A 15442-nucleotide genomic window follows, 5' to 3' on the forward strand; every position below is an offset into this window, starting at 1 on the left:
GTTGACCGATCTCGTCGACACCACTGAGATGTACCTGCGCACGATCCTCGATCTCGAAGAAGAGAACATCGTGCCCCTGCGGGCTCGCATCTCCGAGCGACTCGGCCACTCCGGCCCGACGGTGTCGCAGACGATCGCGCGCATGGAGCGCGACGGGCTCGTCGTCGTCTCCGGCGACCGCCACCTCGAGCTCACGCACGACGGCCGGTCGAAGGCGACCCACGTCATGCGCAAGCACCGCCTGGCCGAGCGCCTGCTCGCCGACGTGATCGGGCTCGACTGGGCCTACGTGCACGACGAGGCCTGCCGGTGGGAGCACGTGATGAGCGAGCAGGTCGAGCGCCGTCTGCTCGAGATGCTCGACCACCCGACCGAGTCGCCCTACGGCAACCCGATCCCGGGCCTCGACGAGCTGGGCGACTCGCCTGCCGGCCGGTTCCTCGACGGCGTCGTCAACCTCGTGCAGGTGCTCGCCGAGAACCCCGAGGGCGTGACGCGCCCCGTGCGCCGCCTCGCCGAGCCCGTGCAGTTCGAGCCCGAGCTGCTCCAGCAGCTGCAGGACGCGGGGGTCACTCCCGGCGGCGTCGCGACCGTCACGTCGGTCGGCGCCTACGTGCTCGTGAAGGTCGAGGGGCACGACGACGGCCTCGAGCTGCCGACCGAGGTCGCGCAGCACATCTACGTCTCGGCCTGACCGTTCTCTTGCACCGGGGGTTCCCAGGTTGCATACAGGGTCCTGATTGCTGACGCAATGGCCGTTACCAATTCGAGACGAATGTCCCTCTCCAGGATGATTTCTCGGCGGCGATGACGTAGCGTCGCAGGGTCCCCGAGCCAGGAATCCGGCCGCGGGGCCCGTGGCAGGACGTCTCGTGCATCCGTCTCCTGCCGTGAGAAGGCGATCTGACGTCGGACGGAGCACCTCCCTAGGGTGACGAGGCGCAGGAGACCCGACCTCGTGACCACTCCCGTTCTTCCCCCCGAAGGAGGCGGCAGCGCAGCCCAGCGCGCCGACTCCGCCGAGTTCCCCACCCGCTCCTCCTTGCGTCGTGCCGAGGCCGCTGCCGCAGCGGCCGCCTCCGGGCGTCGCGGCTCGTCGTCGTCCGTCCCTGCTGCGCGACGTGTGCTGCGCTCCGAGCTCGTCGCGCGCCGCGCCGCAGAGCACCACGCCTCGACGACCGCCGCCGCGGTGCCCGCGACCCGGTCGCGCCTGTCCGTCCGTCGCAGCGTCGTCAGCGTGACGGTCATGACCGTCACCGCGGGGCTCTTCGGCACGGTGGCCCTCCCGGCCTTCGCCCTCGACCAGGACGACCCGGCCACGAGCGAGGCGGCCGCGGCCGCCGCCGTCACCGACGCCCGGGTCGCCGGCGGGCAGACGCTCGCCGTCGACGCCACGGCGGTCGAGGCGGACGCGACGCGCGCCGACTGGTCGGCCACGTCTCAGGCCACGCTCGACGCGGCGGCTGCCGCGTCGGCCCAGGCCCTCGCCGCCCAGCAGGCCGAGCAGGCGAGCGCGGCGGCTGCCGCGTCGGCAGCGTCGTCGGCCTCGTCGTCCGCCAGCTCGGCGGGCGCCGGCTCCGGGTCGTCGCGCTCGATGGCGACCGAGGCCATCGCCTCGTCCGGGTCGACGGGCCAGGCCGCCGTGTACCAGGCGGCCCTGCAGTACGTCGGCACGCCCTACGTCTTCGGCGGCGCGACGCCCGCCGGCTTCGACTGCTCGGGCTTCATCATGTACGTCTACGCGAAGTTCGGCGTCTCGCTGCCGCACTCGGTCGGCAGCCAGGCCGCCCTGGGCACGACGATCTCGGCCTCGGAGGCGCGCCCCGGCGACGTCGTCGTCTTCAACGACGGCTCGCACGACGGCTTCTACGCGGGGAACGGCATGATCCTCGACGCGCCGAAGCCCGGCGGCTCCGTCAGCGTGCGCCCGCTGTGGAGCAGCGCGGTGCACTACGTGCGCTACGCCGTCTAGGGAACGACCGCCCGCCTCCTCGGCTCGGCTGTCGGCCGGGCAGCAGTGAACGAGCAGTGAAGAGCCGCCCCGCCCCTAGGCAGGGCGGCTCTCGCGGGTTAACCTGGCGATCTCGGAGTTCCGCTGAGACCAGGAGCGTCACATGAGCCGCACGACAGCCACCCGCACCATGGGTGCGCTGTCGCACGAGCACATACGACACACCGCCGTTCGATAGAGCACCGTCATCCGTGACGGTGCTTTTTTCGTCCCGCCGGCCTGCTGGCCCCCGCTGCCCCGAGAGCAGTCGAATCCCTGGAAGCCGTCCAGGGTGCTTCGAAAGGGAAAGCATGCGCACTCTCGTCCTCAACGCCGGCTTCGAGCCCCTCGCCGTCGTGTCGTTCCGTCGGGCCCTCGTGCTCGTCATGACCCAGAAGGCGACGGTCGTCTCGGCCGACGCCGACCACCCCGTGCTCGGCGCCGGGTTCGCCTACGACCGTCCGTCGGTGATCGTGCTGACGCGCTACGTCCGCATCCCGCACGGCCGCACCGTGCCCGTCTCGCGCCGCGGGGTGCTGCGCCGCGACGCGCACCACTGCGCCTACTGCGGCCGGTCGGCGTCGACGATCGACCACGTGCAGCCGCGGTCGCGAGGAGGCGCGGACAGCTGGGAGAACCTGGTCGCGTGCTGCCTCCGCTGCAACAACGTCAAGAGCGACCGGACACCGGCCGAGATGGGCTGGACCCTTCGCTGGCAGCCGAAGGCGCCCCACGGCGTCGGCTGGGTCGTGCGCGGCACCGACCGGCCGCAGGCGGAGTGGGACGAGTACCTCGCGGCGGCGTGAGCTCGTGCCGCAGCTGCCGGTCGGCCTCGCGTCGGCGACGGCTCCGGCTCCGGCTCCGCACCGGGTTTCGTACACCGCACCGCGTCTAGTCCCGGTGCGATGTACGAAACCCGGTGCAGTGCAGCGTCGAGGAGGTGCGGTGCCGCGACGAGGAGGTGCGGGTTCGGTAGACTCGCCCGGTCAGCCTCTGTAGCTCAATGGAAGAGCAGTTCCGTCCTAAGGAAAGGGTTGGGGGTTCGAGTCCCTCCAGGGGCACCAAAACACGGGGGTTCCGCCCCATCATGCGTTCGGTAAGCACCCCACTACCGCGTTTACCCCGCGAAAACTCGTACAGCCCCATATGGCTCGAAGATTATCGGTGGGCTACCGGGGCCGCATTGCGTGGCTCTCGACGCGCTCAGAGCCGCGGCGAGCGTCTTGGAGCTGCCGCCAGAGGCGGATCGTCATGAAGATCGCCTCGAGCTCCTCTGCTGGCTTGTGCGTCGCGATCGCGAAGGCCGCCCGCTAGCTCCGCGGGCGCAAGACCAAGCTCCCTTCCTCGCAACAGAAGCACTTGGTGGGTCGACCGATAACGAGGTTCGTTGATTCGTGTGGCCAGCGCCGCCAGGTCGTCCGGCACGGTTCAGGCAGCGGACGTCGTGGAGGGTCGTCGCGTGGCAACATGTTCACATGTTCATGTGCACACGAGGTAGGGGGTGGCGACGTGGTCGCGGCGGGCCGGCATGACACGATCCTGCGGGAGCTGGAGCTGCGCGGGTCGCTGTCCACGGTGGCGTTCGCCACCCGTTTGGGCGTCACGGGGATGACGCTTCGGCGGGATCTGGTCGAACTGGAGCGGCGCGGACTGCTGGTGCGCGTGCACGGTGGCGCCATCTCGCTGGCCGTGGCGCGAGAGCAGGAGGAGTCGGGCGACCACCTCTCGGTCCGTCAGGTCTCGCGGCCTGTCGCGACGATCGGCATGATCGTGCCGACGACCGACTACTACTTCCCCGAGGTGATCCGCGGAGCGAGTCAGGCTGCCCGAGAGCACAATTGCCGGCTCATCGTCGGCGCCACGAACTACTCGCCCGATGAAGAACTGCGTCAGGCGCGGCGCCTGATCAGCGGCGGCGTCGACGCACTGATGGTCACCCCTCACGGAAGCCTCGGGGAGTCCTCAGAGTTCCGGAGGTACCTGGAATCCCTCGATGTTCCCGTCGTTCTCGTGGAGCGAGGTGTGGACGACCGGATCTCGACGCAGCTCGAGTGGGTGCGCTCTGACCATGTCCGTGGCGCTGAGCTCGCCACCCAGCACCTCGTCGAGCAGGGCCATCTGCGCATCGCGCTCGCCGCGCGACCAGCGGCGACCGTGGCCGGTCTGCACGAGGGGTTCGGGCGCGTGATGGACCGACTCGGGGCCGACGCGCACGTGCTGAGACGAGATCTCTCCGTGCCGCGAAGCGGCGAGAACACGACGATCGACGAATTGGACACGCTCGTCGAAGATTGCCTCGCCGACGGGATCACCGCGGCCATCGTGCTCGGCGACGCGGATTCGATGGCGTTCACGGATCGTCTGATCGAGGCGGGTGTGCGCATCCCCGACGACTTCGCGGTCGTGGCCTACGACGACGAGATCTCCGCGCTCGCCGCCGTGCCCCTGACCGCGGTCGCGCCGCCCAAGCGCGAACTCGGCCACGCCGCACTCCGTCTGTGCATGGACCGTCTGCGTCAGAGCGAGGCCGCGCCGCACACGATCGTCCGCATGATCCTGCTGCCGACGCTGGTGGTGCGTGGATCCACCGTCCGCGACTCATCTGTTCACTAATGTTCATTAATGTCGGGTGTCGTTGACGCACAGCAGGACACATCGCATGATCAGTGCAACTCGTCCGGTTCAAAGGAGAACAGACCATGACACAACGACGGATCTTGCTAGGAGCAGCCGCGCTCCTCACGGCGGGAACGCTCCTGGTGGGGTGCTCAGCGGGCGCCGACGCGCCAGTGGCATCCGCCCCGTCGGCCGCGCCGACCGGTGAGGTGACGTTCTGGTCGTCGCTCGGCGGCATGGCCGATGTCGCTGCCGCGTTCAATGCCAGCCAGGACGACATCACCGTCGACTTCGAAGAGATCCCCAACGGCGCCAACGGCGGCTACACGAAACTCGCCGCCGCCATCGAGTCAGGCACCGGTCCCGACGTCGTCGGCATCGAATACGACCGTCTCCCGGGTTTCGTGGCCAACGAGCAGCTCACGCCCGTGAGCGGACTCATGTCCGGGGACGTGTTGGATGCGTACGACGATCAGGTACGCCAGCTCGTCACCTTCGGCGACGCCGCGTATGCCCTCCCGTACGACGCTCCGCCTCTGGTGATGTGGTACCGCCAGGACGTGCTCCAGGCCGCAGGGGTCGAGGTGCCCACCACGTGGGACGAGTTCGAGGAAGCCGCTCGCGCCGTGAAGAGGCAGAACCCGGACGCGTACCTGACCAGCTTCTTCACGAATGAGCCGCAGCTGGCACCGCTCTCCTGGCAGGCCGGTGCGGAGTGGTTCGGGGTCGAGGACGACGAGTGGAACGTCGACGTCGACGGCGACACCTCGACGAAGGTCGCTGACTACTGGCAGGACCTCATCGACGAGGATCTCGTGAAGGCGCAGCTCGGTTTCAGCGACGAGTGGACCGCCGACATCAACAACGGCGTCGTCAACGGCTGGGTAGGCGGCTCCTGGAGCGCATCGGGCCTGAAGACCCGCACCGAGGGCTCGGGTCAGGCCGACAAGTGGATCGCCGCCGTCCCGCCGACGTGGGATGGCAAGCCCAGTGGCGCTCTCAGCGGAGGGACCAGCTTCGCGATCCCTGAGAACTCCGACAACACCGCTGCTGCGGCCGCCTTCGTCACGTGGTTGACGACATCGCCCGACGCGGTCACGGCTCGCGGCGCCGTCGGCACTGCGTACCTGGCGTACCCCGGTCTGAACGACGCCGCCGCGGCCGTCGCCCCGACCGACTACTACGCCAACGACATCTACGCCGTCTTCGACGACGCGTCCGCGAACCTCGGAACGTGGGCCTGGGGTCCGAGCTACGACATCACTGCTACAGCGATGAAGAACGCGGTCACGACAGCGCCGACCCTGGGCGACGCCCTGGAGGACACGCAGTCGGCGACCGTCTCGGGACTGACCGCTCTCGGCCTCGCCGTCTCGGAATGACTCCATCGGCCGGGCGAGCTCTCGCCGCCCGGCCCATGCCCACTTTCGAAGAAGAGAGCACATCATGGCAACCTCCCACATGACTTCCGCCCGACAGGTGCCCCCTCGCCGGAGCATCCCCGGAACGGGCGGACGAGCCGCCTCCGTCTTCTTGATCCCGTTCTTCGTGCTGTTCGCGATCACGATGATCGCCCCCGTCGTCTACGCGATCGGGCTGAGCCTGTTCGCAGAGCGACGCAGCGGTCTCGGGTTCGGCGGCTCGACGACCGAGTTCGTCGGCGCCGGCAACTACATCGCCGTCCTGTCCGACAAGACGTTCCTCGAGGGCTTCGGCAGGCTCGCGGTCTACTGCGTGCTCTATGTGCCCACGCTCCTCATCGTCGCGTTGGTCCTGGCGCTCTTGCTCGACGCCGCCGTCACCTACGCTCGCCGTGCCTTCCAGCTCCTCCTGTTCCTGCCGCACGCCGTCCCGGGTGTGATCGCTGCTCTGATCTGGGCGTACCTGTACACCCCCGGCGTGAGTCCGATCGTTCGAGCGGTCGCCTCCGGCGGCATCGAGATCGACTTCCTCTCGGTCCAGCTCGTCCTGCCCTCGATGGTCAACATCGCGGTATGGGAATGGGCCGGCTACAACGTCATCATCCTGTTCACCGCCCTGCAGACCGTGCCGCGCGAGATCCTCGAAGCGGCCCGCGTAGACGGCGCCGGCGAGATCCGAACAGCCTTCGCGATCAAGACTCCGCTCGTCTGGCCGGCCCTGGGTGTGGCACTTCTGTTCACCGTCATCGGCTCCCTCCAACTCTTCACCGAACCGAAGATCCTGTCGTCGGCGACCACCGCCGTCACGAGCACGTGGGTACCGAACATGTGGGCCTACGACGCCGCCTTCAACCGCAACAATCTTCCCCAGGCCGCCGCGGCCTCGATCGTTCTGGCCGCCTTGGCCGGTCTGCTGTCGTGGATCGTGACGCGCTTCACCTCGAAGGAGCCGACGCAATGAGCGCCCTGCTCGACACCCCTACCCCCGTCCGCGTCCGCGCGACGCGTGACGAACGCCGTGCGCGGCGACGCACCGACACTCCGCGTCGTGCTCGCCGCGGCATCCTGTCCACGGTCGGAGTCAACGGCCTGCTGATCGTCGGCGCCGCATACATGATCCTGCCGCTGCTGTGGCTCGTCTTCGCGGCGACGAAGGATGCCAAGGGCCTCTACTCCGGGGACGCCTTCACTTTCGGCGGTGCACTCCTCGCGAACATGCAGCGGCTTTTCACACAGGACGGCGGCATCTTCGTCAGATGGCTCGCCAACAGCATCCTGTACGCAGGGATCGGTGCTGTCGTCGGCGGCTTCATCGCCGTCATGGCTGGCTACGCGTTCGACAAGTTCCAGTTCCGAGGAAAGCGAGGCCTCTACGCGAGCGTCTTGGTCGGCGTCCTCATCCCCAACACGGCCACCGTCATCCCGTTGTACCTGCTCGCCGCCACTGCGGGCGTCACCAACACGATCTGGGCCGTCATCATCCCCACGCTCTGCAACCCGTTCAGCGTGTATCTCGCGCGCGTCTTCAGCAGTGGCTACATCCCCAATGAGACGCTCGAAGCGTCGCGCGTCGACGGCGCGGGCACGGTGGGTACTTTCCTGAAGATCGGTCTACCCATGATCGCACCGGGTTTCGTGACGATCGCTCTCTTCCAGTTCGTAGGTATCTGGAACAACTTCATGCTTCCCCTGATCATGCTGCAGAACCGTGACTTGTTGCCCTCGAGCGTCGGCATCGCCCTCTGGCAGAGCCAGGTGCAGCAGAATCCCCAGTTCTCCACCCTCGTGATCGCTGGTTCGTTCATCTCTGTCATCCCGCTCGTGATCGCATTCGTCTCGTTGCAACGCTTCTGGCGCGCAGGCCTGTCGGCGGGGAGCGTCAAATGACGCTCGGCCGAACCGTTCGCGCCTCCTGATCCCCTGCTCCCTGTTCTCTGCAAGCCCTCGTGAGAGCTGCGCCACCGCGAGGTCCAGGGTGCTCGATCGTCGTGCGCCCGCGCCCCTCCATCCGCACGTCCGCCATGGAAAGAAGGCACCGCCACATGGAAACCCTGACCCACATCGACCAGGCCCTGGCCACGGTCGTCGCCGACATGGACGCGTTCGGCGCGACCTACCCGCACCATCACACCGTCGACGGTGTGTACCCGCCGAAGTCCGCCGAGCACGGTGAGCCCGTCGGCGGCAACACGAGCTGGACCACGGGATTCTGGCCCGGCGTGCTGTGGCTCGCCTACGACATCACCGCGGATGAGAAATTTCATGAGGCAGCCTTGGCGCACGTGGCATCTTTCGCGGATCGGGCTGACCGTGACGTCGACATGGATCACCACGACATGGGATTCCTCTACACGCTCTCTTGCACGACGGCGTGGCGCACCGACCGCGACGAGCGGGCCCGCAGCGCGGCACTCATCGCCGCGGAGCACATGATGGATCGCGTTCTCGAGCCCGCCGGGATCATCCAGGCGTGGGGGGATCTCTCCGACCCCGAGCAGCAGGGGCGAACGATCATCGACTCGTTGATGAACCTTCCGCTGTTGCGCTGGGCCACCACCACCACGGGCGATTCCCGATTCGCGGACGCCGCCGACCGGCACGCACGCCAGCTGGCCGATCACATCGTCCGTGCCGACGGCTCCACCTTCCACACCTTCTCCTGGGACATCAACACGGGTGAGCCGCTACGCGGCCGTACCGACCAGGGCTTCGCGGACGACTCGTGCTGGGCGCGCGGTCAGGCGTGGGGCGTCTACGGCTTCGCCCTCAGCCATCTCGCGAACGGGGACGAGCAGTTCCTCGACGCAGCTCGGCGCTGTGCCGACTACTTCCTCGCACACCTGCCCGCCGACAACGTGCCCTACTGGGATCTCGGCTTCGGCGACGGCAGCGGTCACCTGCGCGACAGCTCCGCCGGGGCCATCGCGGTGTGCGGCCTCTACGAACTGGCGCGCGCGACGGGCGAGGACCAGTACCGCCAAGGCGCCGACGAGATCCTCGATGCCCTGGCGGCATCGTGCACGCCGGAGCCCGGCAGCGATGCGAACTGCCTCCTCCAGCACGGCGTGTACCACTGGCATGCCGGGATCGGCCTGGACGAAGGCAATCTCTGGGGTGACTACTACTACCTGGAAGCGCTCGCACAACGTGCGAACCCGGGATGGGAATCCTTCTGGCGGAGCTCGAACAAAGACGTGGCCGCCTCGTGAGCGCCGACCTCTTCCGCGTCGACCAGAAGGTCGCCCTGGTCAGCGGTGCCAGTCGCGGGCTCGGACAGGCGATGGCCATCGCGCTCGCCGACGCCGGCGCGGACGTCGTCCTGACGGCGAACTCGCCATCGGACGAGACGGCAGCCGCGGTGCGAGCCACAGGCCGCCGTGCGCACGTCCTCACCGCAGACCTCGGGACGGCGACGCCTGCTGATCTCGAGGGGCTCGTCTCAGAGACGAGTGAGGTGTTCGGACGCATCGACATCCTGGTCAACAACGCTGGCATCATCCGTCGTGCACCCGCACTCGAGCTCACCGAAGCCGACTGGGACGACGTCGTCCAGATCAACCAGAAGGCCGCGTTCTTCCTCGCGCAGGCTGCAGCGAGACGGATGACCGCCACGGGCGGCGGTCGCATCATCAACACCGCATCGCTGCTCAGCTTCCAAGGTGGCATCTCCGTGCCTTCGTACACGGCTTCCAAGAGCGCGCTCGCCGGTCTCACACGCGCGATGGCGAACGAATGGGCGCAGCACTCCGTCAACGTCAACGCGATCGTTCCCGGGTACTTCGCCACGGACAACACGGCTCCGCTCCGAGCAGACCACGATCGTTCACGCGCGATCCTGGATCGGATACCCGCGGGCCGGTGGGGCGTGCCGGCAGACATCGCCGGAGCGGTCGTGTTCCTCGCGTCGCCGGCGGCCGCTTACGTCCACGGACATCTGCTCGCCGTCGACGGCGGCTGGCTCGCCCGATGACGACCTCAGCCGGACCACGACACTGCGAGACCCACGAGAAGGACAGAAGCATGGACACCCGCAACGCCTGCGCCCCCGAACACGTCTCGACCATGTCGACCGAGGAACTGCGCCGGAGTTTCCTGGTCGAGAAGGTCTTCGTCGAGGGTGAGGTGACCTTCACCTACTCGCATCACGACCGCGTGATCATCGCCGGCATCGCGCCCAGCGGTCAGCCCCTGACGCTCCCCGTCCCCGAGGAGCTGCACACGGCGCACCTCCTCGATCGTCGCGAAGCGGGTGTGATCAACATCGGCGAGGCTGCCGAGGTGACCGTCGACGGCACGAGCTACGTGGTGCCCTCACGCGGATGTCTGTACATCGGTCGCGGCAGCCGTGACGTCGTCTTCGGCGCTCCCGGACGCTTCTACCTGTTCAGTGCTCCCGCGCACGCGTCACTGCCGACGACGCTCGTCGGGGAAGAGCAGGCCAACGTGCTCGAGCTCGGCGACCACGACACGTCCAACCGTCGCACCCTGCGCCAACTGCTGTTCGGCGGTGAGGTCGCCACCAGTCAAGTGATGATGGGAGTGACGGAGCTCCACCCCGGCAGCATGTGGAACACCATGCCGGCGCACACGCACGACCGCCGCATGGAGGCTTACCTCTACTTCGACGTGCCCGAGGACGCGCGCATCGTGCATCTGATGGGTGAGCCCTCGGAGACCCGGCACCTGGTGGTCGCAGACGAGCAGGCCGTCATCTCACCGCCCTGGTCGGTGCACAGCGGCGTCGGTACCCGTGCTTACAGCTTCATCTGGGCCATGGCCGGGGAGAACCAGGACTTCACCGACATGGACGCCCGACCGATCACCGAGATGAGCTGATCAGCGTGTCCGACGGAGCACGCACCCCATTCTCACGACGGCTCGGCGAGAGCAAGGTCATCGCAGTGCTCCGAGCTCCGCACGTCGACGTGCTCGCACCCGTCTGCGACGTCCTGATCGACGAGGGCATCCCGAGCGTGGAACTCACTTTGACGACCCCCGACCTGCTCCGCTCCCTCCCTGAACTCGTCGAACGGTACGCCGCGAAGGCAGACATCGGGGTGGGCACCGTCACGACCGTGGACGAGGCTCAGCGGGCGATCGACGCTGGAGCCGACTACCTCGTGACACCGACGATGAACCTGCAGGTCGTCGAGCTCGCGGTGAACTCGCGTGTCGCCGTCGTTCCCGGCGGCCTCACACCCACCGAGCTCGCCGCGGGATGGGACGCGGGGGCGAGCGCGGTCAAGATATTCCCCGCCCAGGCAGTCGGCCCCGCTTACCTCCGGCACCTGCACGGACCGTTCCCCGGGCTCTCGGCGATCCCGTCAGGCGGCATCGATCTCGCGGCCACCCGCGAGTGGCTCGCGGCGGGTGCCGTCGCCGTGAGTCTCGGCGGCCCACTCGTCGGCGATGCCCTCGCTGGCGGTGACATCGATCAGCTCCGACGCCGCTGCCGAGCCGTCCGTGGGCTCGTGGACGACACGACCTCGTGAACGCGTCGAGCCCAGAGGCCGCACCCCGCGTCCTGACGTTCGGCGAAGCGCTCGTCGGCTACGCGACGGCCCAGGACGATCTCCGCTCGGGAGCGCAGTTCACACGCTTTGCCGGAGGCGCCGATCTCAACGTCGCCGTCGGGCTCCGGCTGCTCGGTGTCGACACCACGTGGGCGAGCGTCCTCGGCCGCGATGCGCACGGCGACTACCTGCAGGACGTCGTCGACACGCTCGGCATCACACCTGTCACGGTGCGGGCAGACGGGCCGACCGCTCTCATGTTCAAAGCCGGCGGAACGAGTGGTGACCCTGAGATGCTGCAAGTGCGTGGTGACACGGCCTTCGCGCGCCACGCTGGTCTGGTGCTGTCATGCGGTGATCTGCTCGACGGCATCGACCACCTGCACCTCACCGGAATAGTCTTCGCCGTCTCACCCGTCGCCCGGGCCGCCGCGTTCAGGCTGCTCGATGCCGCCCGGGACGTGGGCATCACCGTGTCCTTCGACCCGAACCTGCGTCTCAACCTATGGAGCGATCTCGACGAGATGCGGCGCACTGTCTCCTCCGTCGCAGCGCGAGCGCAGGTCGTCCTTCCCGGTCTCGGCGAGGCGCGGCTGCTTACCGGCACGGACGACCCCGCGGCCGTCGCGGACTTGTACCTGTCTGCGGGAGCGCGCGAGGTCGCCGTCAAGCTAGGCGACGAGGGGGCCATCGCCTTCGAGGCGGGACGCTCCGTCCGATCCCGTCGCTTCCAGGTCGATGCCGTCGACACCGTGGGGGCGGGCGACGGCTTCGCCGCGGGATACATCGCCGCGATGCTCGCAGGAGAGGACCTGGGCGCGAAGGTCGACCAGGCGGCAGCAGTCGGCGCGCTCGTGACCACAAGCAGGGGAGATCTTGCCGCGATGCCCACCCGCGCACACGTTGACGCACTGCTCACTCGTACCGCCGCGCGCAGCCATGAGGGAGGTCCCGCGAATGCGGATCGGCATTGACGTCGGGGGCACCAAGATCGACGCGATCATTTTGGGCGACGACACCGGAGTCCGCAAGCGGGTGCGTCGTGAGACCGTCAGCGGCCCGGACGGGGTCCTCTGCGGCATCCGGGCGGTCGTCGACGACCTCCTGGACGGGCACGACCCGGCCGCGCAACAGGTCACGCACGTGGGCGTCGGCATCCCCGGCGTCGTCGACGGTGCGCGCGGCATGGTGATGCATGCGGTGAATCTCGACATCCACGAACTCGACCTCGCCTCGATCCTCGCTGCCGCGCTCGGCACCCGCGTCACCGTCGACAACGACGTGAACGCGGCTGCCACGGGTGCCGCCCACCTGATCGGCGGCGCCGCTCCGCTCGGGTACCTGAACCTGGGCACCGGACTGGCAGCAGGCGTCGTCGTCGACGGGCACGTGTGGCGAGGCTCCCGCGGGGGAGCGGGCGAGATCGGGCACATCCCCGCGGATCCGAACGGGTACGCCTGCTTGTGCGGTCAGCGCGGTTGCCTCGAGACCGTCGCTTCGGGCACCGCTCTCGCGAAGCTGTGGCCCAGTACCTCCGTGCTGCCCGCCGTCGATCTCTTCGATGCCGCTGACCGTGGTGATGCCAGAGCCCGCCAGGTGCGGGGCGTGCTCGTCCACGGGGTCGCGTCCGCCGTGCGCCTCCTGCTTCTGTCCACCGACGTGGAGGACGTCGTGATCGGGGGCGGACTCAGCAATCTCGGCGAACGCCTGCTGGAGCCGGTGCGAGGCGTGTTCGTCGACTGGAGCGCGCGCTCGCCGTTCCTGGCGTCCCTGGGAATAGTCGACCGTGTCCAGCTGCTCCCGCCCGGCGTGCCGGCCGCCGCCGTCGGAGCCGCGCTCCTCTGAGCTCTTCTAGCGGATGTCCGTCGTCCCTGAGCCGATGTCGACCGGCTGCGGACGCGCGCCGTCTTGCACCGCGACGAGGTTGAGACCGCGCATGGTGTAGATCACGCCGTTCTCGTCGACGTCCAGGTGCGGACCGCTGTACCACCCGCCGTCGATGCCGGCGACGACGGTCGACAGTTCAAGGGTCCTGGCGTCGACACGAAACAGCGTCGTGTCAGACACGCCGTAGATCGTGTCGTCGACACGAGCGAGGGCACCGAAATCGGTCGCGACACTGCGGACGTCGAGGGTGGTCACGACAACTTGGGTCCGCAGATCGAGGACGAACAGTCCGCTTGCTCGGCGGCCGAGCCCGAACAGGTGGCGACCGTCCGTCGCGAGCGCGGCGATGCCCGCCGTCAACCCGGGATCGACGCGCCAGAGCTCCTTGCGGGCGACAGGATCCCAGGCGACGACGGTGCTACGCGGTCCGTCCGGGTAGATGTTGTCGCCGCCCAGGTAGGCGACGCCGTCTGCCGTCGTGACCGCTCGCACGAGCTGCCGGGCGTCGACGGGGTTCACCGTGGTCGTGCTCGCCCCGCTCGTGGGTGCGAAGGTCGTGACCGAGCCGCCGCCGTCGGTGTCGTTCTGCGCTCCGAGCAAGGCGAGTCCGTTCACGGCGTCCCAGCACACGTCGAGCGGTCTGTTCTGGCCTCGGGCCGGGGCGACCACCTGCGCGGGGGCGTCACCCGACGTCGGGTCGTAACGCCACATGCCCTGCGAGTTGTACTGACCCGTGTAGAGGATGCCGTCCACGACGACGCCGTCCTTCGCCTCGCCCGGCATCCGCAACAGGGTCTGCGCACCCGTAGTGACATCGAACCGGTTGAGCGCGCCGGTGCCGCCGACGTAGGCAGCACCTCCACCGACGGCGATGCCCATCGCCGTCTGCGGCGCGGCGGGTGCTCCTGCCTCGATGAGTTCGGTCAGCATGCTCGTCCTGGTTGCCGGGTCGATCTCGGCGACGAATCCGTAGGCGGACGCCCCGACCAGCCTGTCCCCGACGACGTCGAGACCCCACAGTGTGTCGAGGTTGCGGGTCTGGAGGTTCGTGATCTTCTTCGTGGTCCGGGAGTACGCCACGACGCTCGGAACCTTGATGTAGTAGATGTCGCTTCCGCGTCGACGCAGCGTCATCCCCGTCTGCGGGATCGTCTCGTAGACATGCGGCGACGCGATCTCGATGAGAATCGACTTCCCCGGGCCCTTGAGGGTGACTCCGAGCAGGTCGTCGAGCACGGAGAGCGACGTGACCGAGACCGCGGACGCGAACTCGTTCGGCAGGATGTCGCGGTACGACCGAGTCGAGCGATCGAACGAGTACAGCTTCGCGGTGCTCCCGGCACCTCCTGCGAGCACCGAGCCGGTGCCGAGATACACCGTCGTCGCCGTCGTCGCCACCGCCTGGGCGATCGTGGCCCCAGGGTCCGGAAGGCCCCAGTTCGCGACCATGCCGCTGGTGGGGTCGACCTCCCAGAGGGATGGTGGATCGGTCGGATCACCACCACCGGCGACGTAGATCATGCCGTCCGGTGCGACGGCCAGAGCGCGTACGTCGCGGTCGCCCGTCTCGGCGAGGGGTACGGCGGCGGTGTCCGCGGTGGTCAGGTCCCACCGGTGAACGCTCGCGCCGTTGGCCTCGGTGCGCAGCACACCGATGTAGAGACTCGCCCCGTCGGGCGAAGCCGCGAGCGCCTGGACCGCGTATCCGGACGAGAGCTCGGTCCGGGTCGTGACCGCCTTGGTCGCGAGGTCGAACCCGATCACGCGAGCGGGCTGGAGGTTTCGCGATCCGATGTAGAGGGTGTCGCCCACCACGAGGCTCGACATGAGCGGGAACTGCACCACGGCGGGGCCGAGGTCGTCGATGCGCACGTCGCTGTCCGCGTCGGTCGTCGCCGGCGCGCCCCACGCCGCGGCCCCAGACGGTGCGGCGACGGTGAGCGCGCTCAGGGCGGTGGCACCGATCAAGAGCTGGCGTCGGGTGAGGTGCTGCGTCATGACGTGTTCCTTCCTGT

General features: G+C 68.4%; 14 protein-coding genes and 1 tRNA gene. 14 read left to right on the top strand and 1 reads right to left on the bottom strand.

The window, feature by feature from the left end:
• Position 1: 1 nt before the first annotated feature.
• The 14 genes from IFT77_RS07490 (at position 2) to IFT77_RS07555 (ending at position 13385) form a co-directional block, all read left to right on the top strand.
• Complete coding sequence (locus IFT77_RS07490) at positions 2-694, top strand: metal-dependent transcriptional regulator (protein WP_192169646.1); 693 nt, start codon at positions 2-4, stop codon at positions 692-694.
• Positions 695-958: 264 nt separating this feature from the next.
• Positions 959-1972 (top strand): C40 family peptidase, encoded by a 1014-nt coding sequence (locus IFT77_RS17430; protein WP_192040923.1) that lies wholly within the window; start codon positions 959-961, stop codon positions 1970-1972.
• A 329-nt stretch (positions 1973-2301) separates the two neighbouring features.
• A complete protein-coding gene (locus IFT77_RS07500) occupies positions 2302-2796 on the top strand; it encodes an HNH endonuclease (protein ID WP_192040924.1) in 495 nt (164 codons plus the stop codon).
• 183 nt (positions 2797-2979) lie between these two features.
• Positions 2980-3054 (top strand) — tRNA-Arg (locus tag IFT77_RS07505).
• A 445-nt stretch (positions 3055-3499) separates the two neighbouring features.
• Positions 3500-4603 carry a substrate-binding domain-containing protein gene (locus IFT77_RS07510; RefSeq protein ID WP_192040925.1) on the top strand — a complete coding sequence of 368 codons (1104 nt, stop codon included), beginning with the start codon at positions 3500-3502 and terminating at the stop codon, positions 4601-4603.
• Positions 4604-4656: 53 nt separating this feature from the next.
• Positions 4657-5988 carry a sugar ABC transporter substrate-binding protein gene (locus IFT77_RS07515; RefSeq protein ID WP_371740975.1) on the top strand — a complete coding sequence of 444 codons (1332 nt, stop codon included), beginning with the start codon at positions 4657-4659 and terminating at the stop codon, positions 5986-5988.
• Positions 5989-6052: 64 nt separating this feature from the next.
• Entirely contained in the window at positions 6053-6988 is a 936-nt protein-coding gene (locus IFT77_RS07520; protein WP_192040926.1) for a carbohydrate ABC transporter permease, read from the top strand.
• Positions 6985-7914: a carbohydrate ABC transporter permease gene (locus tag IFT77_RS07525; RefSeq protein ID WP_192169647.1), complete on the top strand. Its 930-nt coding sequence runs from the start codon at positions 6985-6987 to the stop codon at positions 7912-7914. Before IFT77_RS07520 ends, IFT77_RS07525 begins: the two co-directional genes overlap by 4 nt.
• A gap of 155 nt (positions 7915-8069) precedes the next feature.
• Positions 8070-9236: a glycoside hydrolase family 88 protein gene (locus IFT77_RS07530; RefSeq protein ID WP_244638594.1), complete on the top strand. Its 1167-nt coding sequence runs from the start codon at positions 8070-8072 to the stop codon at positions 9234-9236.
• Positions 9233-9997 carry a 2-dehydro-3-deoxy-D-gluconate 5-dehydrogenase KduD gene (gene kduD, locus IFT77_RS07535; RefSeq protein WP_371740976.1) on the top strand — a complete coding sequence of 255 codons (765 nt, stop codon included), beginning with the start codon at positions 9233-9235 and terminating at the stop codon, positions 9995-9997. The genes IFT77_RS07530 and kduD overlap by 4 nt, the downstream gene beginning before the upstream one ends.
• A gap of 50 nt (positions 9998-10047) precedes the next feature.
• Positions 10048-10863 (top strand): 5-dehydro-4-deoxy-D-glucuronate isomerase, encoded by an 816-nt coding sequence (gene kduI / locus IFT77_RS07540; RefSeq protein ID WP_192040929.1) that lies wholly within the window; start codon positions 10048-10050, stop codon positions 10861-10863.
• 5 nt (positions 10864-10868) lie between these two features.
• Positions 10869-11519: a bifunctional 4-hydroxy-2-oxoglutarate aldolase/2-dehydro-3-deoxy-phosphogluconate aldolase gene (locus IFT77_RS07545; protein ID WP_192040930.1), complete on the top strand. Its 651-nt coding sequence runs from the start codon at positions 10869-10871 to the stop codon at positions 11517-11519.
• Positions 11516-12514 (top strand): sugar kinase, encoded by a 999-nt coding sequence (locus tag IFT77_RS07550; RefSeq protein ID WP_192040931.1) that lies wholly within the window; start codon positions 11516-11518, stop codon positions 12512-12514. The genes IFT77_RS07545 and IFT77_RS07550 overlap by 4 nt, the downstream gene beginning before the upstream one ends.
• Positions 12480-13385 (top strand): ROK family protein, encoded by a 906-nt coding sequence (locus IFT77_RS07555; RefSeq protein WP_244638595.1) that lies wholly within the window; start codon positions 12480-12482, stop codon positions 13383-13385. The genes IFT77_RS07550 and IFT77_RS07555 overlap by 35 nt, the downstream gene beginning before the upstream one ends.
• Before the next feature lie 6 nt (positions 13386-13391).
• Here IFT77_RS07555 and IFT77_RS07560 read toward each other — a convergent pair whose 3' ends face one another.
• On the bottom strand, positions 13392-15425 hold the full coding sequence (locus IFT77_RS07560; protein ID WP_192169648.1) for a hypothetical protein: 2034 nt from the start codon (positions 15423-15425) through the stop codon (positions 13392-13394).
• Positions 15426-15442 lie beyond the last annotated feature (17 nt).

Source organism: Frigoribacterium sp. CFBP 13729, assembly GCF_014841875.1.
Taxonomy (GTDB): Bacteria; Actinomycetota; Actinomycetes; order Actinomycetales; family Microbacteriaceae; genus Frigoribacterium.

Coding starts and splice junctions, on each gene's coding strand:
- IFT77_RS07520 (WP_192040926.1), top strand. CDS start 6,053: ATGGCAACCTCCCACATGACTTCCGCCCGACAGGTGCCCCCTCGCCGG.
- IFT77_RS07530 (WP_244638594.1), top strand. CDS start 8,070: ATGGAAACCCTGACCCACATCGACCAGGCCCTGGCCACGGTCGTCGCC.
- kduI (WP_192040929.1), top strand. CDS start 10,048: ATGGACACCCGCAACGCCTGCGCCCCCGAACACGTCTCGACCATGTCG.
- IFT77_RS07500 (WP_192040924.1), top strand. CDS start 2,302: ATGCGCACTCTCGTCCTCAACGCCGGCTTCGAGCCCCTCGCCGTCGTG.
- IFT77_RS07560 (WP_192169648.1), bottom strand. CDS start 15,425: ATGACGCAGCACCTCACCCGACGCCAGCTCTTGATCGGTGCCACCGCC.
- IFT77_RS07525 (WP_192169647.1), top strand. CDS start 6,985: ATGAGCGCCCTGCTCGACACCCCTACCCCCGTCCGCGTCCGCGCGACG.
- IFT77_RS07555 (WP_244638595.1), top strand. CDS start 12,480: ATGAGGGAGGTCCCGCGAATGCGGATCGGCATTGACGTCGGGGGCACC.